At 63.5% G+C, this 21,621-nt stretch carries 22 protein-coding genes; 7 read left to right on the top strand and 15 right to left on the bottom strand.

Annotated elements, in window-relative coordinates; translation table 11 throughout:
* Positions 1–8: 8 nt before the first annotated feature.
* From pncB to LSO07_RS07535, 3 genes are all read right to left on the bottom strand, one after another.
* Positions 9–1,199 (bottom strand): nicotinate phosphoribosyltransferase, encoded by a 1,191-nt coding sequence (gene pncB / locus LSO07_RS07545; RefSeq protein ID WP_151093111.1) that lies wholly within the window; start codon positions 1,197–1,199, stop codon positions 9–11.
* A gap of 77 nt (positions 1,200–1,276) precedes the next feature.
* Complete coding sequence (locus tag LSO07_RS07540; protein ID WP_151093109.1) at positions 1,277–2,140, bottom strand: cysteine hydrolase; 864 nt, start codon at positions 2,138–2,140, stop codon at positions 1,277–1,279.
* Between the two features lie 123 nt (positions 2,141–2,263).
* Positions 2,264–2,518: a hypothetical protein gene (locus LSO07_RS07535; RefSeq protein ID WP_034781908.1), complete on the bottom strand. Its 255-nt coding sequence runs from the start codon at positions 2,516–2,518 to the stop codon at positions 2,264–2,266.
* A gap of 136 nt (positions 2,519–2,654) precedes the next feature.
* Here LSO07_RS07535 and LSO07_RS07530 point away from each other — a divergent pair, with 136 nt between their 5' ends.
* Positions 2,655–2,954 (top strand): hypothetical protein, encoded by a 300-nt coding sequence (locus LSO07_RS07530; RefSeq protein ID WP_070257532.1) that lies wholly within the window; start codon positions 2,655–2,657, stop codon positions 2,952–2,954.
* A gap of 17 nt (positions 2,955–2,971) precedes the next feature.
* Here the strand turns inward: LSO07_RS07530 and LSO07_RS07525 are convergent, their stop codons facing one another.
* Together LSO07_RS07525 and LSO07_RS07520 are read right to left on the bottom strand one after the other, a co-directional pair.
* The gene (locus tag LSO07_RS07525) at positions 2,972–3,478 is read right to left on the bottom strand and encodes a nuclear transport factor 2 family protein (RefSeq protein WP_191909600.1); all 507 of its coding nucleotides are present in this window, start codon (positions 3,476–3,478) and stop codon (positions 2,972–2,974) included.
* A gap of 153 nt (positions 3,479–3,631) precedes the next feature.
* Entirely contained in the window at positions 3,632–4,237 is a 606-nt protein-coding gene (locus LSO07_RS07520) for an FMN-dependent NADH-azoreductase (protein ID WP_151093105.1), read from the bottom strand.
* Positions 4,238–4,370: 133 nt separating this feature from the next.
* On the opposite strand from LSO07_RS07520, the gene LSO07_RS07515 reads away from it, so the two are divergent.
* Both LSO07_RS07515 and LSO07_RS07510 read left to right on the top strand, forming a co-directional pair.
* The gene (locus LSO07_RS07515; RefSeq protein WP_034781899.1) at positions 4,371–5,285 is read left to right on the top strand and encodes a LysR family transcriptional regulator; all 915 of its coding nucleotides are present in this window, start codon (positions 4,371–4,373) and stop codon (positions 5,283–5,285) included.
* Positions 5,286–5,459: 174 nt separating this feature from the next.
* On the top strand, positions 5,460–5,687 hold the full coding sequence (locus LSO07_RS07510; protein WP_034781896.1) for a hypothetical protein: 228 nt from the start codon (positions 5,460–5,462) through the stop codon (positions 5,685–5,687).
* Between the two features lie 3 nt (positions 5,688–5,690).
* Here LSO07_RS07510 and LSO07_RS07505 read toward each other — a convergent pair whose 3' ends face one another.
* The 6 genes from LSO07_RS07505 to LSO07_RS07480 all read right to left on the bottom strand — a co-directional run bounded on the left by LSO07_RS07505 (position 5,691) and on the right by LSO07_RS07480 (position 10,728).
* Positions 5,691–6,002, bottom strand: coding sequence for a MerR family transcriptional regulator (locus LSO07_RS07505; protein ID WP_046685292.1), 312 nt, complete (start codon positions 6,000–6,002; stop codon positions 5,691–5,693).
* A 3-nt stretch (positions 6,003–6,005) separates the two neighbouring features.
* Entirely contained in the window at positions 6,006–6,926 is a 921-nt protein-coding gene (locus tag LSO07_RS07500; RefSeq protein WP_034781891.1) for a DnaJ C-terminal domain-containing protein, read from the bottom strand.
* Between the two features lie 132 nt (positions 6,927–7,058).
* Positions 7,059–7,748, bottom strand: a complete 690-nt coding sequence (locus LSO07_RS07495; protein WP_034781886.1) for a beta/gamma crystallin-related protein — start codon at positions 7,746–7,748, stop codon at positions 7,059–7,061.
* A gap of 159 nt (positions 7,749–7,907) precedes the next feature.
* Positions 7,908–8,870 (bottom strand): beta/gamma crystallin-related protein, encoded by a 963-nt coding sequence (locus tag LSO07_RS07490; RefSeq protein ID WP_151093103.1) that lies wholly within the window; start codon positions 8,868–8,870, stop codon positions 7,908–7,910.
* A gap of 50 nt (positions 8,871–8,920) precedes the next feature.
* The gene (locus LSO07_RS07485) at positions 8,921–9,871 is read right to left on the bottom strand and encodes a beta/gamma crystallin-related protein (protein WP_099389453.1); all 951 of its coding nucleotides are present in this window, start codon (positions 9,869–9,871) and stop codon (positions 8,921–8,923) included.
* A gap of 173 nt (positions 9,872–10,044) precedes the next feature.
* On the bottom strand, positions 10,045–10,728 hold the full coding sequence (locus tag LSO07_RS07480) for a beta/gamma crystallin family protein (RefSeq protein ID WP_034781882.1): 684 nt from the start codon (positions 10,726–10,728) through the stop codon (positions 10,045–10,047).
* 202 nt (positions 10,729–10,930) lie between these two features.
* Here LSO07_RS07480 and LSO07_RS07475 point away from each other — a divergent pair, with 202 nt between their 5' ends.
* Complete coding sequence (locus LSO07_RS07475) at positions 10,931–12,325, top strand: MATE family efflux transporter (protein WP_151093102.1); 1,395 nt, start codon at positions 10,931–10,933, stop codon at positions 12,323–12,325.
* 216 nt (positions 12,326–12,541) lie between these two features.
* The gene (locus LSO07_RS07470) at positions 12,542–14,749 is read left to right on the top strand and encodes a S9 family peptidase (RefSeq protein ID WP_151093100.1); all 2,208 of its coding nucleotides are present in this window, start codon (positions 12,542–12,544) and stop codon (positions 14,747–14,749) included.
* 72 nt (positions 14,750–14,821) lie between these two features.
* On the opposite strand, the gene LSO07_RS07465 is transcribed toward LSO07_RS07470, so the two are convergent.
* From LSO07_RS07465 to LSO07_RS07455, 3 genes are all read right to left on the bottom strand, one after another.
* On the bottom strand, positions 14,822–15,007 hold the full coding sequence (locus LSO07_RS07465; protein ID WP_034759763.1) for a CsbD family protein: 186 nt from the start codon (positions 15,005–15,007) through the stop codon (positions 14,822–14,824).
* A gap of 174 nt (positions 15,008–15,181) precedes the next feature.
* The gene (locus LSO07_RS07460) at positions 15,182–15,817 is read right to left on the bottom strand and encodes a class I SAM-dependent methyltransferase (RefSeq protein ID WP_151093098.1); all 636 of its coding nucleotides are present in this window, start codon (positions 15,815–15,817) and stop codon (positions 15,182–15,184) included.
* Positions 15,818–15,886: 69 nt separating this feature from the next.
* Entirely contained in the window at positions 15,887–17,971 is a 2,085-nt protein-coding gene (locus LSO07_RS07455) for a M13 family metallopeptidase (RefSeq protein ID WP_225317205.1), read from the bottom strand.
* Positions 17,972–18,271: 300 nt separating this feature from the next.
* On the opposite strand from LSO07_RS07455, the gene LSO07_RS07450 reads away from it, so the two are divergent.
* Positions 18,272–18,511 (top strand): flagellar protein FliT, encoded by a 240-nt coding sequence (locus tag LSO07_RS07450; protein WP_318526560.1) that lies wholly within the window; start codon positions 18,272–18,274, stop codon positions 18,509–18,511.
* A 414-nt stretch (positions 18,512–18,925) separates the two neighbouring features.
* Here the strand turns inward: LSO07_RS07450 and LSO07_RS07445 are convergent, their stop codons facing one another.
* Entirely contained in the window at positions 18,926–20,047 is a 1,122-nt protein-coding gene (locus tag LSO07_RS07445; RefSeq protein ID WP_191909599.1) for a type IV pilus assembly protein FimV, read from the bottom strand.
* Positions 20,048–20,219: 172 nt separating this feature from the next.
* Between LSO07_RS07445 and fumC the strand changes: the two genes are divergently transcribed.
* On the top strand, positions 20,220–21,614 hold the full coding sequence (fumC, locus tag LSO07_RS07440) for a class II fumarate hydratase (RefSeq protein ID WP_151093094.1): 1,395 nt from the start codon (positions 20,220–20,222) through the stop codon (positions 21,612–21,614).
* The last annotated feature ends 7 nt before the right edge of the window (positions 21,615–21,621 follow it).

The raw sequence follows: 21,621 nt of genomic DNA, 5'->3' as shown, positions 1-21,621 counted from the left end.
CCAGGCACCTACACTGCCGGGTGGTGAAACACCTGCCGTAAATACGCAAGGAAGGTTTCATCCTTGCACAGGGTCTTGCCCGGCGAATCCGACAGTTTCGCCACGGACTGGCCATTGCAGCGCACCAGTTTCATGACGATGTTGAGCGGCGTCAAACCGACATCGTTGGTGAGATTGGTGCCGATGCCAAAGCCCGTCATGATGCGGTCGGCGAAGTGCTGGTACAGGGCAAACGCCTTGTCCAGGTCCAGCCCGTCGGAAAACACGAGGCGCTTGGTATTGGCGTCGATGCGCAGGGCCGCGTAGTGGGCCAGCGCCTTCTCGCCCCACGCGACGGGGTCGCCCGAATCATGGCGCAAGCCGTCGAACAGCTTGGCGAAATACAGGTCGAAGTCAGCCAAAAAGGCATCCATGCCGACCACGTCCGTCAGGGCGATGCCCAGGTCGCCCCGGTATTCCTGTACCCAGTCTTCCAGTGCCGCCTTTTGAAAGTCACGCAGGCGCACGCCGAAGGACTGAAACGATTGCATGTATTCATGCGCCATGGTGCCGATCGGCACGATGCCCAGCTTTTTCGCCAGGTAGACATTCGACGTGCCCTTGAAATATTCGGGCACCTCGCGCGCCAGCCGTTGCACCACCTCGTCATGCCAGGCGCCTGAAAAGCGCCGGCGCACGCCGAAGTCGGAAAACTCGAACGGATGCTTGCGCCGCGGCAGCTTGCCGAATTCCTTGACGGCCGCCACTTTCAAGCCCAGGCGGTGGCGCCCTTCGCGCATGGCCGCATTGAGGTCGAAGCGGCGGAAATACAGTTCGTTGATGATGTACAGCACGAAAATCTCGAAGCCCATCACGTGCACCTGCGGCCCGGCCGCATGCACGAGCAGAGTGTCGCCATCCGTGCTGACGTCGATGAATTTGCGCTGGAAGCGGAACACCGTCAAGAAGTCGACGAAATCGCTCTTCATGAAGCGCAGGGTGCGCAGATAGGCCAGCTCGTCGTCGGCAAACGACATCGAGCATAAATGGTCGAGCTGTTCTTCCAGTTCGCCCTTCAGTTCGGCCAGGGGAAAGGCGGTGGCGTTACGGCAGACAAATTCGTATTCGGTATGGGTATTCGGATGACCGTGCAGCAATGCTTGCCACATTGTAAATTTATACAGATCGGTTTCCAGCAAACTGCGCACTATCGGGGTCATGTGTGTTTTCTCCAACTTCCTGAAGCCAGAATAGTACGCCACCGCAAGCATTTCAGCAGGGCACGATTAATAATGGCTCAGGCAGCCGCGTTGGCCAACAATTCGGGCAAGACGTCGGCGGAGGTGGCCAGCCGCGCGCCGCGCGCATGCATGGCCGCCAGGAAGTCGCGCTGCTGCGATGCAAAACCCGTGACGGGGCTCATGCAGTCCGTCAGCAATACCAGGCGCGACAGGGCCTGCGGTCCCTGCTGCGCTTGCAGGTAGTCGGCGATGTGCTCGATGCTGGCTTTCACGCAATGGCTGCCCGCCTCGCCGGTGACATAAATCTGCTGCGCCGGCAACAAGGTGGCAAGGAAATCCAGGTTCAGCTGGGTAGCCGCATCCTGAGGATCAGGCACTTCCGCCATGACGGCCGAGTAATGCTCGGTCCATGGATTGGAACCCTTGCTCAGCTTGGCCACCACTTGCAGGTGATCCACTTCCCAGGCGTTGTAGGCGGCGCGCACGGCCGCATGGATATTCTGGCCCCAGCTGCCGATCTCGCAATGCACGGGCCACACCATCAATTGATAGCGTCCCGCTTGCTGCAAGGCATCGAGGTACGCCAGCGCGCGCGGCAGGGCGCCGCTGGCGGCGGGCAGGAACAGGCGGTCGCGCACCTGCTGCGCGCTGATCTGCGTAAACGGCGGCACGGCGCCGCCATCGCCCGTGCGCCAGAAGGCGGGGTGGGCGATATCGTAGCGGTGGTGGGCGTCGAGGGTCACGCTGATCTGCGTCAGGCCACCGCCCCCTTCGCGGATCAGTTGCGCCACGTGCAGCATGTCGGCGTGGGCGCCGGGCACGGCCAGCGCCGGTGCGGTATCTGGCGGCAGCCAGGCGGCGGGCAAGTCGCAAAAATCGTTTTGCGGATCGATGACAAGCAGGTGCAACTGGCGTTTCATGGCGGTCCTCTGGCGTGGCAATAGTTCGCATGATACGGGCAACTTCGCCGGCGCGCCTGCACCGGCTACGCCAGGACTGTGCTCACTCGCAATAACTTGCGCCGAAACAAGCCACGCGACGGTTCAGGGATGGAAGACGTAACGGCGCTGGCGCCGCTCGACCAGCTTGACGGCCACCTCGCCCGCTTCGGCCATGGCGTCCGCTTCCGTTGTAAACTGGTGGTCGGCCGACACCCGGCGCTTGCGAACCAGATTCATCCGGTGCATGGGATTGGGCGAAGGGGCATAGATGGCGACGTAGGCGCCCCATAGCTTGCAGCCCGGCAAGCGCTCTGCCGTGTAATTCACCTCATAAAAATCAACATACTTTATCGGCACGATGTTCGCTCCAAAAATGACATGGCCGGACAGCTTGTCTCTACGGACTGACGCGGTGAGGGTAAAACCATGCGCTCGCGATTGCTCAGGATACTCAATTCAGCTCTCTTTTTATAACGCGGCACAGGAGAAAAAGATGAATGACTACATTATCTTCATGCACGACGACACGGAAACACCGGTGGACGTCGCCACCTCAGCCTGGGAAGACTACTTCGCCATGCTCAGGGCCAGTGGCCGCTTCTGCGGTGGCAGCTCCATCGGACCCGGTATCTGCGTGCACCAGTCCGGCCAGGCCAGGCCGGTCACGTCACACTTGTCAGGCTATCTACGTGTGCAAGCTGAAAGTATAGACGATGCAAAAAAATTGTTAATCGGAAACCCCGTACTGAACGCAGGGGGGACGGTGGAAATTCGCGAACTGCCGCGCGACTGACGCGGCCTGTCTGGCGCCTATTTTCCCGCCTCGGCCGCGGGATGCATGGACCAGACGACGCTGAGGATTTTCCATTCGCCATCGCGCTTGACCATCTGCCACGCTTCCATGCCATAGTTGGACAATTTGTCGCCGACGAGGAATTCGTAGTCGAAGTTGACCCATGCCACGTGGCGGTCCTGGGTGATCTTGACGTTGTAGAATTTTTCTTCCGTGCGCTGCGGTTCGCGCTTGATGAAGTTGGCGAATGCAACATAGCCGGCCGCCCCGACGCCGTCGAAGTGGACGTCCGTCGTGTCGCGCATTTTCTTGATGAAACCGTCGTCGGCCGGCGAGGCGAACAGGATGTTCGTATGCAGCAGCATCGACGACAGCAGCTTGACATCCTTGGCGATCAGGGCCGCCTGGAAGTCGGCGACGACTTTTTCGATGGCGCGGATATCCTCGGGCGTGGAGGCGTGGCGGCCCACGTGAGGCGGCGCAGGGGGCGCGGTCTGCGCCAGCGCCATGCCTGCTGAAAACAAGGAACATCCGAACAATATCGCGCTTGCCAACTTGTGCATGAGGGACTTTCATGGCGAACGGCTCGCCAGGCTGGCACGGGGCGTGCCGCTGGCAAGCTTATGTCAACCATGGCAGATTGGCAATCCCTCTTTGGAACTAGAGGAGAGCCTGACTCAGGCAGCCAGCGCCTCGATCGAGGCACGGCCCTTGGCGATCGCGCTGCTGACGGCTTCCTCGCCCATGGCCACGCCTTCGGCTTGCACGAACTCGATATCCGTGATGCCGATGAAGCCCAGCGCCGTGCGCAGATAGGTGCTCAGGTAGTCATACGCGGCGCCCGGGCCTTCGCTGTAGACGCCGCCGCTGGCCGTGAAAATCACCGCTTTCTTGCCCGTGGCCAGGCCGACAGGGCCCGTCGCCGTGTACTGGAACGTGCGTCCCGCGCGCGCCACGTGGTCGATCCACGCCTTCAGGGTCGACGGCACGGAAAAGTTGTACATGGGCGCGGCCAGTACCAGCACGTCGGCGGCCAGCAATTCATCGACCAGCATATCGGACAATTGCACGGCCGCTGCCGCCTGCGCGCTGCGCTGGTCGGCTGGCGTGAAGAAGGCGCCCATCACCTCTTCCGTCAGGTGCGGCACGGGCTGCGCCGCCAAGTCGCGTTCAACGACGCTGGCGCCTTGCGCGGCCAGTTTGGCGACGAATTCGCCGGACAATTGACGCGACAGGGAACCGCTGTTGCGCACGCTGCTATTGATGTACAAGACTTTGCTCATGAAATGCTCCTTCGAAAACGGTAGACTGGAATGCCGCATCGCGGCCCTTGCACACAGCATAGTTCGGGTCTACCATCGATGAAACCGTATAAATATAAATGATTAGCATCGAATTTTTAGATATGGAGTCACCATGAGAGAACCGGGCCAGCCTTCGCTCGACCAGTTGCGCGTGTTTGTCGCCGTCATCGACGCGGGCGGCTTCGCCCACGCGGCGCGCCAGCTGCACCGCACGCAATCGGTGATCAGCTACACCATCGCCAACCTGGAAGAACAACTGAATGTGGTGCTGCTCGACCGCGGCAAGCGCAAACCCACCCTGACTGACGCGGGCAAGGCCCTGTTGGCCGACGCACGCGCCGTGGCCCTGAAGGTCGACGGCATGCGCGCGCGCGCCAAGGCGCTGGCGGGCGGACTGGAAGCGGAAGTATCTGTCGTGGTGGACGTGATGTTTCCCACCTGCGTGCTGGTGCGCGTCCTGGAAGCGTTCCAGGCGCAGTTCCCCACCGTCGCCCTGCGCCTGCGCATCGAAGCCATGGGCGCCGTGGCGCAGCTGGTGATGGATGGCAGCTGCCACATCGGCCTCGGTGGCTGGATGACGGCCACGGCCAGCGTCTTCGAGCGCCTCGCCGTCGGCCATGTGCGCCTGATTCCCGTGGCCGCCCCCAGCCACGCGCTGGCGCAGCAGGCAGGGCCGATTGCCTCCAGCGTGGCGCGCGAACACGTGCAACTGGTGCTCAGCGACCGCAGCGTGCTGACGGAGGGCCAGGATTTTGGCGTGCTGGGATTGCGCAACTGGCGCCTGGGCGACCTCGGTTCCAAGCACGCGCTGCTACGCGCTGGCCTGGGCTGGGGCAACATGCCCGAAGCGATGGTGCGGGAAGACCTGGCCGAAGGCCGCCTGGTGCACCTGCCGCTGGCCGTCGACAATGGCGAGAATTACCCGATTTACCTAATCCAGCGCGCCGACACGCCGCCGGGCCAGGCAGGCAAGTGGCTGACGGAGCGGTTTGCGGAGCAGTTGCCGTTGCTGGCCCAAGGGTTTTAAACGCCAAACAAAACCTACTGCGCGTCGCGCTTTGCGGCCTGCGATGCTCACCGTACTAAAGTACGGTTGCGCTTCTTAGCCACAAATCGCTGCCGCTCGCTACGGTTTTGTTAGGCGTTGTGAGTTCACAATTGACACAGGTATGATGCGGGTAACACTTTAATAAGGAACCACATGGCCGGCATCGACGACTTCGTCAACAAGCAAAAACCTGGCGCGCGCTTCGTCATCACGGCGCAGATGCTGCGCATGACGCCGCAGCAGTTCGACTCGCTGGCGCAGGAATGGATGGAAGACGGCGGTCCCGGCTTCGACGTGGCCGGCATCCCGCACCGGGTCGTCGTCAATGGGCAATTCTATATCGGCAGGCTCACCGTGCAGCGGCACGGCGAGCCTGCATAAGGACTACTCCACGCCCAGCACGTGCAGGCGGCGGCGCAAACGCGCCACTTCTTCCGACAGGTCGACCACCAGCGCGGCCAGTTCGGCGTTCGCGTCGAACACGGATTCGATTTCGTGCAGGCGGCGCGCGCGCACCAGGTCCAGGCTGGTAAAGCGCCAGGCCGTCAGCTGCCCCGCCGGCGGGCCATTTTGCAGCAGCACGCCCGTCTGCACGTGCTGCACCACCCAATCCGGCTCCACGGCGCAGGCGCGCGCCAGTTCTTCCAGGCTCAGGGCACGGTCTTCGAGCAATTCGCCAATTACCTTGTTTGTCATGATTTACCCTCCCAGCTTCTGGCGCGGATTGAAAGCCATCTCGCGCGCCATGGTTGCATACAGTTCGCGCGCCTTGTCGTCGTTCGCCGGCGGCAGCACCACTTCCAGCAGCAGATACAGGTCGCCCGGCTGGGCGGCGGGAATGCCGCGCCCTTTCAGGCGCAGCTTGCGCCCCGTCTGCGAATTGGGCGGCACGCTGACGGACACCGTGCCCGATGGCGTGGGCACGTCGATCTCGCCGCCCAGCGCCGCTTCCCATGGCGTGACGGGCACCGTCTCGAACACGTCGCGCCCTTCCACCTTGTAGCGCGCATCGGGCCGGAAGCGGATCTCCAGGTACAAATCACCGGCGGGAGCACCGCCACTGCCGGGATTGCCCTGCCCTTTCATGCGCAGCTGCTGTCCTTCCGTGACGCCTTTCGGTATCGTCACTTCCAGGGTACGCTCGCGCGTTACCACGTGGCCTTGCGCATCCGCTTCGGGCACGCGCATGACGATGTGGCGCTTGGCGCCCTGGTAGCTGTCCTGCAGGTCAATGGTGATGGCCGCGTGGCTGTCCTCGCCCTGCATCTGGAAGGTGCTGTTGGCGCGGCGCCGGCCGCCCACGTGGGCGAACAGGTCGGCAAAGAAATCGCTGTCGTCGGCGCCCGACGATTCGTAGCCCGAACCCCAGTCCGGCGGCGGACGGAAGGGCTGGCCCTGCGCGCCCTGGTTACGGCCCAGTTCATCGTAGGCGGCGCGCTTTTCCGCGTCGCCCAGCACGCCATAGGCCTCGTTCAGGGCCTTGGTGCGCTTGTCGGCGTCCGGTTCCTTGCTCACGTCTGGATGGTATTTGCGCACCAGCTTGCGGTACGCCTTCTTGATCTCGGCCTCGGTCGCCGTCTTCTCGACGCCCAGCTCCTTGTAGTAGTCCTTGTATTCCACCGTGCTTGCTCCCCATGGTTGAACTGCCTATGGGAAGAGTACACGAATTGGCGCCGACAGCGCGTGCGCACAATACAACACCGCCCGCGGGGCACGGGGCGCGCGGGCGGTGAAAATAGCAGCGGAAAATGCCTAGCGCACGCGGCGCACCGAGGAAATGCGGCGGTCCAGGCCTCCATGCAGGCGGCCATAGCTGCCCGGCCCCATCACCACGCAGCGGCCACGGAAATTGGCATCGACGCAGAACTCCCAGCGGCCGTAATTGACGACGATCGATTCGGCGCGGTCGTTGAAGCCATAGCGGTTCAAGTCATGCACTTCGCGGTCCAGGCGCACGGGCCGTCCGCGCATGCCGGCGTCAGGGAACATCAGCACGGCGCCATTCATGTCGGGACGGTGGCCGCCGCCGTGGCCGGGATAACCTGGATGGCCGGGATAAGGACGCTCCGGCTCCGGACGCGGAGGGCGCGGCGGGTAGGGACGGTGGTCACCGCCGCCATGGCCCGGGCGGCCCGCTTCGCGCACCGAAGAGATGGCGTCGTTCATGCCCGGCATGCTGCTGTAGCGGCCCGGCCCCAGGGTGCGGCAGCTGCCCCGGTAATTGGCGTCCTTGCACACTTCCCAGGTACCCGAGCGCACGATGATGCTGGAGGTCTTGTCGTTAAAGCCCATGCGCGACAAATCTCCCGCATCGGAACGCAGGGTGACGGGACGGCCGCGGAAACCGGCGTCCTCGAACAGGGTGATTTCGCCCGCGGATGCGGCAAGGGGGGCGAGGAAGGTGGCGGCGCACAGCAGCGCGGGGCGGAAAGATCGAACCATGACAACTCCAATACTGAGACATTTTCGCCAGTGTAGTCCAGGCGGCAGGCGGCGAGTGTAACAAAGGGCAAGCAAATGTCAGCACACGGCTGAGAATGTAAAAGCCGCCTGGCGGGACATTCCCGGCAGGCGGCCTGTCAGCACGGCGTCAGGACGCGGTCAGCGCACGCGGCGCAGCGAGGAAATCTGGTTTTCCATGCCATTCAGGCGGCCATATTCGCCCGGCCCGATCACTTCGCAGCGGCCGCGGAAGTTCGAATCGCTGCACACTTCCCACTGGCCCTCATTGACGACGATGGACGAGGCGCGGTCATTGAAATTGAAGCGCACCAGATCTTCCGCATTGCGGTCCAGCGCCAGCGGTTCGCCGCGCATGCCCGCCTCGGGGAACAGCAGGACGGCGCCGCGCTGCTGGTATTGCGGCTGCTGATATTGTGGCTGCTGGTACTGCGGCCGCTCATACTGCTGCTGGCGGCGCGCTTCGCGCTCGTCGACCATGCGCGCCGAGGAGACGCGCCCGTCAAGGCCGCGCCCCAGGTCGTCGTGACGGCCGGGGCCGAAAATGCGGCAAGTGCCCTGGTAGTTCGAGTCGCTGCACAGCTGCCAGTAGCCGTTATAGATGACGATGCTGCTGGTGCGGTCGTTGAAACCGATGCTGACGAAATCGTCCGTGTCGCGGTTCAGGCGCGCCGAGCCGCCATTCTGGCCCGCGCCCGAATACACTTCCAGGGTGCCGCCGCGCCCATAACCGCCATGGCCACGGTCTGGATCGCGCCCCGGGCGCCCCGGATTGTAGCCATCGCCGCGCCCCGTTTCGCGCACCGAGGTGATGGCGTCGTTCATGCCAGGCATGGAGCGGTATTCGCCTGGCCCCAGGCTGCGGCAATTGCCGCGAAAACCAGAGTCCGTGCACACATCCCAGGTGCCCGAACGTACCATGATGCTCGACGCCTTGTCGTTGAAGCCCATGCGCGACAGGTCGTCCGTCGTTTCGCGCAGCGTCACGGCGCGGCCACGGAAATTGTCGTCCTCGAACAGGGTGATCTCGCCCGCATGGGCGCCCAGGTGGGTGAACAGGACGGCGCTGGAAAACAGCGCCAGTTTCAGGCTAGGGGATATCATTCTCAACTCCAGTTAATTAATCGTTATTCTTCATGCATTGCGGTGCCGTGTCAACGCAGGCGGCGCAGCGAGGAAATGCGGCCGTCGAGTGCATCAAGCGTATTGTAGATACCGGGCTCGAGGATCTCGCAGCGGCCACCGTAATGCGCATCGGCGCACACTTCCCAGTCGCCGGCATTGATCACGATGGAATTGGTCTGGTCGTTGAAGTTCATGCGTACCAGATCGCTCACATCGCGATTCACCGGCAGGCCGCGTCCCCCCATATGAGAGCGCGGGTACAGCAGCAGCATCGGGTCTTCGCTGGCCGGCTGGTTTTCCTCGCGCGGGTCAACCAGGCGTGCCGATGACGTCTTGCCTTGCAGATTGCGTGGCAACTCGTAGCTGCCCGGGGCATACACTCGGCAGCTGCCATGGAAATTGGAGTCACTGCACAGTTGCCAGTAACCGTGGCGCACGCGGATGCTGGCGGAGCGGTCATTGAAGCCGATATCGACAAAGTCGTCGCGGTCGCTATTGATGTCGACCGAGGCACCGCGCTGCGCCGAGGTATCAAACACTTGCAGCGCCGCACCGCGCTCGCGTTCTCGCTCTGGCGGTGGCCGCGACGTTTCTGGCGACGGCGACACTTCTGGCGAAGATGGCGACGGCGCGGATGGCGTTTCGGGTCGGCTGCCGCCGCCCCTGCCGTCCGCCAGGCGCACCGAGGAAATCTTGTCGTTCATGCCGGGCATGGAAGGGTAATCGCCGCGCTCGAACGTCTTGCATGCGCCCTTGAAGTTGGCATGCGCGCACACCTCCCAGCGGCCCGAAGCAACCTTGATGCTCGACACCTTGTCATTGAAATTCATGCGCGACAAATCGTCCGTCGTGTCGCGCAAGACCACCATGCGGCCCTTGAAATTATCATCGGTGTACAAGCTGATTTCAGCGGCGTGCGCCGACACATGGGCTAACAGCGCACTGGCACACAGCAGCGCAAGACTCAGCGGACGATTCATCGGGTGGTCTCCAGTACCGGTAAAGATCAATCAGTGATCGACATGACAACTGATGCCAGTGTAACCATCCGCAGAAAAAAACGGTGTAACAAAGTATGGGAAAAGCACAATAAATTGTTACCAAAAGCAATAACCGGCCCCGGCAGGGACCGGTCGTTCCTGCCCGCTTTGCGTCAGCGCACTTCGCGCACGGACGAGATGCGGTTGCTCATGCGCTCCAGGCTCGCGTATTCACCGGGGACCAGTGTCCGGCAACGGCCGCGGAAATCCACGTCCTCGCACACTTCCCAATAGCCGGAGCGCACGCGCACGCTTTGCACCGTATCGTTGAAATCGCGCTCGCGCAAATCGGCCGAGGCGTTGCGCACGGTCAAACTGCGGCCGGCGAAATCGTCGCGCGTATAGAAGGTCAGCTCACCGCCCAGCGAGCGCCCTGGCAAATGGCCGTGCTCACGGTCGCGGTCCCGGCGGCCGTCCCAGTCGCGCCCACGGTCACGATCACGATCACCGTCGCGATCGCGGCCAGGATGACCACCCCAGCCGCCGCGCACTTCGCGCAGCGAGGTGATTTTGTTGGCGCGGCCATCGAGCGAGGGATACTCGCCCGCCTCCAGCAGGAAGCAGGCGCCGCGGAAATCGGCTTCCTCGCATGCTTCCCAGCGGCCCGAGCGCACGCGGATGCTTTGCGTCGTGTCGTTGAAACGGAGGTCTTCAAGGTCGGCGACGGCATCGCGCACGGTCTGCGAGCGGCCGTGATAATCGTCGCGCGAATACAGGGTCAGTTCGCCGGCGCCGGCCAGTTCGGCCGTCATGGCGGCGCCCAGCAACAGGGCGCAATTCAAGGCTTTCTTCAACATGGTCTTACTCCATAGTCAGGGTACTGCGGTTGACTATTTGGTCATTTTGCCAAATAGAGCACGCAGTCTATCCGCGACCGGCCCACTTAGCTGTAACAAATGATTACCGCGCCCGGCTCCCCTCCAGGCATCTCCCGGGAGCGGCGGCGGACAAGCACGGCGAATGCCGGTAGAATCTTGTGTTTAGTCAAGCTTGCCGCCCATGCCACACACTACCTCGTTCACCCTGCCCGCCATCCGCACTGAAGTCTCGTCTCTGTGGAAGCTGGCCTGGCCCATCCTGATCGGCCAACTGGCCACCGTCGGCATGGGCGCGGCCGACGTGGCGATGACGGGCCATACGAATCCCGAGGAACTGGCCGCCGTGTCGCTGGGCGCGGCCATCTGGTCCATCGTGCTCGTCACCGTGAGCGGCATCATGATGGCGATCAATACCCTGGTGGCGCATGAAATCGGCGCCGCGCGCCACGACCGGGTGCCGCACATCGTGCGCCAGTCGCTGTGGAAGGCGCTGCTCGTGGGCCTCGTGGCTTGTTTGCTGACGAACATGGCGGCGCTGGTATTCGACCACCTGATGCTGGAACCCGCCGTGGCGGCCAAGGCCAAGCTGTTCGTGCATATCATCAGCTGCGCGCTGCCGCCGTTCGCCGCCTACCGCGCGCTGTACGGCTACAGCACCAGCATCAACCAGACCAAGCCCGTGATGGTGATCGCGCTGGCCGCGCTGGGCCTCAATATCCTCGTCAACTACCTGCTGATCTACGGCCACTGGGGCATGCCGAAGATGGGCGGCGTGGGCTGCGCCGTGGCCACCACCTGCTGCGTATGGATGATGCTGCTGGCCATGCTGGCCTGGATCAGGATCGCCCCCGCCTACCGCGCCACGTATCCGTTTACGCACTGGGAATGGCCGCAGCTGTCGTCCATCGGTCCCATGCTGCGCCTGGGCCTGCCCATCGGCGTGACCTACTTTGCCGAAGTGAGCGCCTTTGGCGTCATCAGCCTGCTGGTGGCGCGCTTCGGCGTGATCCAGGTGTCGGCGCACCAGATCGCCCTGAATTTCTCGTCCGTCGTCTTCATGGTGCCGCTCACGTTCGGCATCGCGCTGGTCACGCGCGTGGGCCACGCCGTGGGCGAAGCCAATCTGCACCGCGCGCGCTTCATTTCGTGGGTGGGCGTGGCCATGTCGCTGACGGCGGCCATCGTTTCGGCTACCGTCATCACCATCTTCCGCCACCAGATCGCGCAAGCCTACACGTCCGACCCGCAGGTGCAGGCCCTGTGCGCGCAGCTGCTGCTGTTCGCCGCCCTGTTCCAGCTGTCCGACGCCACGCAGGTGGCGACGTCCTGCGCGATCCGCGGCTACAAGGTGACGCGCCAGCCGATGCTGATCCAGCTGCTGGCGTTCTGGGGCTTCTCGCTGCCGATCGGCTACGTGCTGGGCCTCGCGCCGTCCGGCTTCCCCTGGTCGCCGGCCGAACCGATGGGCGCCGTCGGTTTCTGGATCGGCCTCGTCACGGGCCTGACGGTGGCGGCCGTGCTGCTGACCTGGTATTTGAACCGCCTGTCGCTGCAGCGCCTGCGCGCGGCGCATTGAAACAATGCATTGAACACAGGGCGGCGCGCAATTTATGCGTGCCGCCCTCCCTGCTTCGCCATACAAAGCACCACTTCCTCACTCTTTCCGCCAAAGTAAAGAAGGCAATTTCCGGATTATTCCGTGGCTGGCCCTATCGCATTAAACGCCGTGCTCTGGTATCGTTTGCTGTCAAGCATCTTTCTTGACCATCCCTTTACAATCACCGAGACATCCATGCGTTTTATTCTTTGTTTTCTGGCCGCGATGGCCAGCGTTCCCGCATCGGCTGAAAAGCTGACCCTGGAACGCATCCACGCCGATCCGGCGCTGGCCGGCCCCGGCGTGCGCAACCTGAAGGTCTCGCCCGACGGCGAGCGCGTCACGTTCCTGCGCGGCCGCGCCGACAACCAGTTCCAGCTCGACCTGTGGGAATTCAAGCTGAAGGACAAGAGCACGCACCGTCTGGTCGACTCGAAGGCGCTGGTGCCGAATGAAACGATTTCGCCCGAAGAGCAGGCGCGCCGCGAACGCGAGCGCACGGCCAGCCTGAACGGCATTCTCAGCTACAGCTGGTCGCCCGATGGCAAGCAGCTGCTGGTGCCGCTAGCCGGCAATCTGTACCTGGTCGACGCGGCCCATCCTGACAAGGCGCGCCTGGTCGCCAAGGGCAATGTGCTCGACCCGAAAATCTCGCCGAAAGGCCGCTATGTGTCGTTCGTGCGCGACCAGAACATCTATGTCATCGACCTGAAGTCGGGCCAGGAACGCCAGCTGACGACGGACGGCAAGGGCACCATCCGCAACGGCGAAGCCGAATTCGTGGCGCAGGAAGAAATGGGCCAGCGCACCGGCTACTACTGGGCTCCCGACGATTCCGCCATCGCGTATAAACGCTATGACGAAGCACCCGTGCCCGTCGTGCGCCGCTTCGAAATCTTCGCCGACCGCACCGACGTCGTCGAGCAGCGCTACCCGGCTGCCGGCGACCCGAACGTGCTGGTGCAGCTGCTGATCGTCTCGCCGGAAACGGGCGCGCAGCGCCAGGTGGACCTGGGCACGAACCCGGACATCTACCTGGTGCGCGCCGACTGGAGCGCGGACAGCAAGTCGCTCGTGTACCAGCGCCAGTCGCGCGACCAGAAGACCCTCGATTTGGTGGCAGTTGATGCAGCCACGTTGGCGCAGCGCACCCTGCTGACGGAAACGTCGAAGACCTGGGTCAGCATCCATGACGACCTGCGCTTCCTGTCGAACGGCACCTTCCTCTGGTCGTCCGAACGCACGGGCCGCAACCATCTGTATTTGTACGACATGGGCGGCAAGCTGCTGCACCCGGTCACTTCCGGCGCATGGGGCATCGACAGCGTGCTGGCCGTGAACCAGAAGACGGGCAAGGTGTTCGTCTCGTCGAACCGCGACGCCGTGATCGACAAGCAGACCTACGCGCTGGCCCTGGACGGCAGCACGGCCGACAAGCCGCAGCGCGTGACGAAAGCCGATGGCTGGCACGACACGACGTTCTCGCGCAATGGCGAAGTCTTCGTCGACACGTATTCCGACCCGGCCACGCCGCCGCAAGTGAGCATCCGCCGCCCGGACGGCGCCATGGTGGGCTGGCTGGAAGAAAACGCGCTGAACGCCAGCCACCCGTACGCGAAATACAAGGCGGACCACCTGCCGACGGAATACGGCACCCTGAAAGCCAACGATGGCCAGACGCTGTACTACTCCATCGTCAAGCCGTCGAACTTCGACGCAAGCAAACGCTACCCCGTCTACCTGTCGACGTATGGCGGCCCGCACTCGCAGCACGTGGCTCGCCGCTGGGGCAACAACTTCGACCAGTACATGGCGCAGCAGGGCTTTGTCGTCTTCCGCCTCGATAACCGCGGCTCGTCGCGCCGCGAGCGCGCATTCACGGACGCCATCTACCACAACCTGGGCGCGGCCGAAGTGGCCGACCAGCTGGTCGGCATCGACTGGCTGGGCAAGCAAAGCTTCGTCGATGCAAAACGCATCGGCGTGTTCGGCTGGAGCTATGGCGGCTTCATGACCCTGCGCTTGCTGTCGGCGGCATCGGACAAGATCGCCATGGGCGTCTCGGTGGCGCCCGTCACCGACTGGTCGCTGTACGACACCCACTACACGGAGCAATTCCTCGGCATGCCGAAGGAAAACGTCGATGGCTACAAGGCCAGTACCGTGTTCGCCCACCTCGACGGCCTGAAGTCGCCGCTGCTGCTGGTGCACGGCATGGCCGACGACAACGTCCTGTTCAGCAACAGCACCCGCCTGATCGACGCGCTGGTGAACCGCGGCGTGCAGTTCGACCTGATGACGTATCCGGGCGCCAAGCACGGCATCTCGTCGCGCGCGGGCCAGCGCCACGTGTACAAGAAAATCGAGATGTTCTTCAAGCAGAACCTGGGCGTAGCGAAGTAAAACGTGCCCACAAATAAAAACCGCCGCCTGTCTCGCGACAGGCGGCGGTTTTTTTATTGAGCGTGCGTCAGCTTAAGGTTTGCGCGTAACGGTCTCGACCGCATCCTTGACGTCGCCAACCTTCTTCTGCACTTTGCCTTCGACCTGGTTTGCCAGGCCCTTGGCTTGCTGTTCTTCGCTGCCGACGACTTTGCCAGCGGCTTCCTGGATTTTACCGCCGACTTCCTTCAGTTTACCTTCGACTTGATCTTTGTTCATGATGGATCCTCACTGTAGTTGGTACATCTGTTGTCCGGCCCCGAAGGGCCGGTACTGCGGCTCACACGCTGTTGCAAACTGCTTGCTGCGTGTCGATGTATCCATAGTACGCAAGGGGGATCAAAGGCTCTGTACGGTTCCTAACACATGCTCAATTTGCGCCAATATCGGCGATCACACGGGCTTGCGCCACACGGTGGCCAGCCACGGCTGCTGGTCGCGCGGCAAGCCGGGCGGGCGGTAGTACTGCTCGACCAAGGTAAAACCGGCCGCCTGCACGTAGGCGGCCCACGTCGCTTCGTCGTGATAGCTGCCATAGCGCGCGCCATTCCAGCCTTCCTGGTTCTGCCCGCGCGGGTTCGAGCTGAACAGCACGCCACCGGGCTTCAGGCACGCGTACAAAGCGCGCAGCACGCCGGGCAAGGCGGCGCTGGGCACGTGGAACAGCACGGCATTGGCAAACACGCCGTCGAAGTGCGCGGCGGGCAGATCGAGGTCGACGAAATCCTGCTGCCATACGGTGCAGCCGCTGTAGGCGCGCGCCATCTCGACGAAGCGGGGGCAGCCATCGACGCCCGTCGCATGGTGGCCCATGGCCGTGAACGCTTTCAGATCGCGGCCAGGGCCGCAGCCCAGGTCGAGAATATCCAGGGGCGCCGGCTTGCCGATGGCCCCCAGCAGCGCGGCGATGTTCTGGCTGACGTCGTGGTCGCGCGTGCCTTCGAAAAACTGCTCGGCACTGGCGTCGTAATGAGCCAGGGTGCGCCCGGTGATGGCGTGGATGGGGTCTTGCGGTGGGGTTGGCTTCATGGCGGTCCTGTCGATATGTGCCGCCATTTTACGGTGCCAGCGCACTGCGCGCTGGCACCGCTTTATAACCTACCAGACGCGCACGCGCTGTTCCGGCGCCAGGTACAGCTGCTGCCCCGGCTGGACGTCGAAGGCCGGGTACCAGGCGTCGAGGTTGCGCACGGTGGCGGCGCGGTATTGCGCCGGCGCATGGCCATCCGTGAGGATTTGCTGGCGCGCCGCCGCTTCGCGCGCCTTGCTGCGCCAGCTGACGCCATAACCCGTGAAGAAATCGCGGTCCGCATCCGCCTGCGCCGGCTTGCCCTGCTGCGACAAGGTGAACGCGTCATGCGCGGCCGCCACGCCGGCCAGGTCGGCCAGGTTTTCGCTCAGGGTCAGCTGGCCATTCACGCTCAGGTCGGGAAACGGCTTGTAGGCCGCGAACTGCGCCACCAATTGCTTGGATGCGGTCTGGAAATGCGCCAGGTCGGCCGGCGTCCACCAGTCGCGCAACTTGCCCTGGGCGTCGAACTGGGCGCCCTGGTCATCGAAGCTGTGGCTGATCTCGTGGCCGATGGTGGCGCCGATGCCGCCATAGTTGGCCGCATCGGATGCCTGGGGGTCGAAGAATGGCGGCTGCAGGATGGCGGCCGGAAAGTTCAGCGCATTTTGCAGCGGCAGGTTGACGGCATTGACCAGCTGCGCCGGCATGGCCCAGGCCTTGCGGTCAGGCGACTGGCCCAGCTTGGCCAGCTCCTGCCGGTAGTGGAACTGTTCCGCCCGCTGCACATTACCCAGCGCATCGCCGCGCACCACGCGCAAGCCCGCATAGCTGTCCCAGCGTTCCGGATAGCCGACGCCCACGTACAGGGTCTTGAGTTTTTCCTGCGCCTGCGCCTTGGTGGCCGGCGCCATCCAGTCCAGCTTGTCGATGCGGCGCGAGAAGGCGGCGACGATATTCGTCACCATGTCCTGTACGCGGGCTTTCGATTCAGGCGGGAAATAGCGCTCCACGTACAGCTTGCCGACGGCGTCGCTCAGGGCTGCATTCGTCGCGGCCAGCGCGCGCTTGCTGCGCGGCGACTGCTGCGGCGTGCCGCTCAAGGCGCTGCCGTAGAAGGCGAAGCGCTGGTCGGCGGCCGCTTTCGGCAAGGTCGTGCTGAAATGATTGATCGCGTGGAAGGCCAGGAAATCCTTCCATGTGGCCAGCGGCACACTCGCCACCAGCGCCGCGCTGCCCGTCATGGCCGTCGGATGCCAGACGATGAAGTCCGTCTGCCTGCCCAAGCCGGCCACCTGGAAGAAGGCCTTCCAGTCCAGTCCAGGCGCCTTGCTGGCGAAGTCGGCGGCACGCCACGCGTTATTGCCCTTGGCGACATCGGCCGAATCCTCGCGGCTGGCGTGGCTGGCGGCAATTTTCTGTTCCAGCGCAAACACGCGCGCGGCGCGGGCCGGCGCATCGCTGTAGCCAGCCTGCTTGAGCATGGCGGCGATATGCGCCTGGTAGCCTGCGCGCAAGCCCTGCATGCGCGCGCTGTCGCCCTGGTAGAACGCGCGGTCGGGCAAGCCCAGCCCGCCCTGCAGCAGGTAGGCCACGTTGCGCGTGGTGTCGTTCAAGTCTTGCGCCACCCACAGGCCGAACAGGTTTTCCGTATAAAAATTGGTGGCATTGAGCGGGTCGACATCGGCGCGCAAGCTCTCGCCCAGCGCGCGGGCCAGCCCTGCCTGGTCGCGTATGCCATCGATCTTCTTCAGCAGCGGCTTGATCGGCGCCCAGCCTTTCGCTTCGATAGCTGACTCATCCATCCAGGAACGGTAGAAATCGCTGACCTGGCGCGCCGATGCATCCGCCTGCGGCGCCGCCGCCAGGCCTTCGACGAGGGCGATGATGCGCTCGTTGGTCGCATTGGCGAGGATGGCGAACGAGCCCCAGCTGCTGCGGTCGGCGGGAATCTCCGTGCCGCGCAGCCAGTCGCCATTCACGTAATCGTAGAAATCGTCGCCGGGCAAGACAGCCGTGGGTGCCGCCATCGCGGCGGCAGGACTGGCGGCCGCCTCCTGGCCATGCGCGTGGACGACACCCCCGGCCAGGGCGATGCCGGACAGGGCCAGCGCCATGGCGCGCTTGCGCCAGGAAGCAGGGAAAGAGGAAGCGGCAGCAGTGACAACGCGCATGGTGATCCTTTCAGGCAAAGTAACGACAGTAGTATGCAAAATCATAACGCGTTTTGAAGCGCCGCAACACATTCCCCGGTCACCACGACGCCAGCAGGCATGCGTCTTGGGAGGCGATTCCGGCAGCAGGCAAGCAATCATCTAAATTATTTTCATTTTTTTTCAAAAACACCCTCAAGTTCCCGTTGCAGCCGCCGTTAATCTAGACAAGCGGTAATCCATTCACTAGTTACGGGTGTGCTCATGACCTCCAACGACGTTCTCTCGATGTATGAAAATATTGCAGGAATGACCAATAAAATGGTCTTGGCCGCACGTTCGAGCGACTGGGATGGATTGGATACCCTGGAAAACCAGTGCGCCAGCGCCGCCAGCGCGACCATGACAGGCAAGGTACCCGCCCTGGCCGGCGCCTCGCGCCTGCGCAAGATCGACTTGCTCAAGCAAATCTTGGCAAATGACCGCGAAATCCGCAGCATCACGGAACCGTGGATGACGCAGTTGCCGAGCGCCATGCCAGGTTCGCGCGCCCGCATGTAAGAAACTTGCAGCACCAGAAACGACAAAAGCACCTGCGGGTGCTTTTTTTGCGTCTGTCTCCGTGCCAGGGAGCGCGCCATCTGCGGCACCAGGCAAGGAAGGGGAATTTGGAAGGCGAGCCCCAGGTATCTCCTGGCGTCGCCTCGCTGCCGGTTGCATCCGGCGTTCGCGAGCACATCGTCGGCATCGCAAACCGCTTCCAGACCCAGGCGTTTATGCAACGCTACACCTGTTTGCCGCGCCACACTATCGTTGGTGACTGCGCCAGGCTGGGGCTGTTTTATCGTAGAGCAAGTCCACTGAATTAATCATATCACCATCTTTAAGAAATAAGCAACGCGATTGGCAAGCGTTTCCATGTATTTTTTCAATATCTTTTTTTATATCAAATTGTCGTGCCGCCTTGCATCAGCGTTAACGCGAGAACGGCTCCGGTTCCGGCTCAGCCCCTACCCCGCCTTCCACCGCTTCCGTCAGCACGGGCACATCCTTCTTCTTGCGGCTGAAAGGCTTGCGCAGCAAGACCCAGTATTTCGACGGCGCGCCCGGCCCGGCCGCCTGCTTGCGCTTGCGCACGACATACACGATGACCGCCGTCAGCAACAGGAAGACCAGAGTGCCGATGCCGAGCCACAGCAAGCCATTGCCACCCGCCGCCTTCTCGCCCGCTGGCGGCACCAGGGGCTTGGGCTTGGCATGCGGCACCCGCGCCTCGGCCGGCGCGGCAGCAGGCGCAGCGACGGCGGCAGCGGTGGCAGGCTGAGCCAGCGCCTTTTGCAAGGCGCCGAGCTTGCCTTCCAATTCGCCGAGCTTCTCATTCAAAGCCGCGTTTTTCTCATCCAGCGCCACGCACGCTTGCGCCTGCTCCACATTGGCCTGCGGCGCGCAGGCGGCGACGGGCGCCGTCGCGCGGCGCAACGGCGCCGGACGCAGCGCGGGCACAGCCGGCGCGGGCGCGGCCGGCGGCACGAACACGCGCGCCGGGCGCACGAGGCCCTCGGCGCGCGCGCGGGCCGCCAGCGCGGCGGCATCGGGTGACGGCGCGCCGGCCGCAGCCCGTGGCAACGGTGCGGATACGGGCGCAGGCAACGGAATCGCGGGCCGGACTGGCGCACTGACGGCAGCGGCAGCAGGCGGGGCCGCCGTCAGCCACACGGTGCCCAGGCGCACGACGGCGCCATTGCCACTGCCCAGCAACAAATACAGATGCACATGGCCCGCCTGGATCGCTTGCCGGGTACTCACGCGCACATAGTGGCGCCCGCCGCGTTCCAGCGGGCTGATCGTCAAGGTTTGCAGGGCCGGATCCATGCCGATGCCCCCGCCGCGGTACACATCGGGCGAAGCCAGGCGCACGGCCACGCCATTGGCTTCCTCGGGCGCCAGAGCCGTCAGTTCGATTTCGGCCAGCAGAGGCTGGCCCACATGCGACAGCACGGCCATCTCGCCCAGTTCGGCCGCCATGACGGGCGGCAAGGCCAGGCTGGCGGCGGCGCACGCGATCAGGGACCAACGGGGAAGACTGCTGCTCTGCATGGACTGATCACTTTGATAACAGGGTAAATAAGGGGAACTCGCCTGTCTTTAACGGCAGGAAAACGCAAAAATATAGATAGGCCAGGGTAAAAATGATGCATTACAGCATCATCCTGTGCCTTTTTTGCGCCTGGAGTACACTCGATCCACCTCTATCGATGAAAGGGATGTCATGAGTAGCAGAATCGAACGCGACAGTTTCGGCCCGATCGACGTACCCGCCGACCGGCTGTGGGGAGCGCAAACGCAGCGCTCGCTCGAGCACTTCCACATTTCCACGGAAAAGATGCCGCCCGAACTGATCGCCGCCCTGGCCACCGTCAAGCGCGCGGCCGCCCACGTCAACCTGGACTTGGGATTACTAGATGGCAAGAAAGCCGTGGCCATCACGCAGGCGGCCGACGAAGTGCTGGCCGGCAAGCACGACGCGGAATTCCCGCTGGCCGTCTGGCAGACGGGCTCTGGCACGCAAAGCAATATGAACATGAACGAAGTGCTGGCCAACCGCGGTTCCGAGCTGATCGGCGGCTTGCGGGGCGCCGAGCGCCTGCTGCACCCGAACGACGACGTCAACCTGGGCCAGTCTTCGAACGATATCTTTCCGACAGCCATCCACGTGGCCGCCGCCCTGGCCGTTGCCAACACGGTCTTGCCGCCGCTGCGCCAGCTGCGCGCCACCCTGGATGCGAAAGCCACGGAATTTGCCGACATCGTCAAGATCGGCCGCACCCATTTGCAGGATGCGACGCCGCTGACCCTGGGCCAGGAATTTTCCGGCTACGTGGCGCAACTGGACTTTGCCGAGCACATCATCACGGCATCGTTGCCGCCGCTGCTGCAACTGGCCGCCGGCGGCACGGCCGTGGGCACGGGCTTGAATGCCCACGTGGAATTTGCCGGCCGCATCGCGGCCGAGCTGGCGCGCCTGACGGGCCAGCCGTTCGAGACGGCCAGCAACAAGTTCGCCGCCCTGGCCGCCCACGACGCCCTCGTCGCCGCCCATGGCGCACTGAAAACCCTGGCCACGGCCCTGATGAAAATCGCCAACGACGTGCGCTGGATGGCCTCCGGCCCCCGTTCCGGCCTGGGCGAAATCACCATCCCCGAAAATGAGCCGGGCAGCTCCATCATGCCGGGCAAGGTCAATCCTACCCAGTGCGAAGCGCTGACCATGCTGTGCTGCCAGGTCTTCGGCAACGACGTCGCCATCACGGTGGGCGGCGCCTCGGGCAATTTCGAGCTGAATGTCTTCAAACCCTTGATTGCGCACAACTTTCTGCAAAGCGCGCGCCTGCTGGGCGACGGCATGCGCAGCTTCGACGAGCATTGCGCCCACGGCATCGCGCCGAACCGCGAACGCATCGCCGAACTGATGGAGCGTTCCTTGATGCTGGTCACGGCGCTGGCGCCGCACATCGGCTACGACAAGGCGGCGCAAATCGCCAAGCAGGCCCAGCATGAAGGCACGACCCTGAAGGACGCGGCGCTGGCCCTGGGCTTTGTGACGGAAGAGCAATTTGGCGCGTGGATCGTGCCCCTGGAGATGACGCGTCCCAACAAAAGCTGAGGCTGCA

The organism is Janthinobacterium sp. PLB04 (genome assembly GCF_021165895.1).
Lineage (GTDB): Bacteria > Pseudomonadota > Gammaproteobacteria > Burkholderiales > Burkholderiaceae_D > Janthinobacterium > Janthinobacterium lividum.
This window is presented reverse-complemented; position numbering and strand designations above follow the sequence as displayed.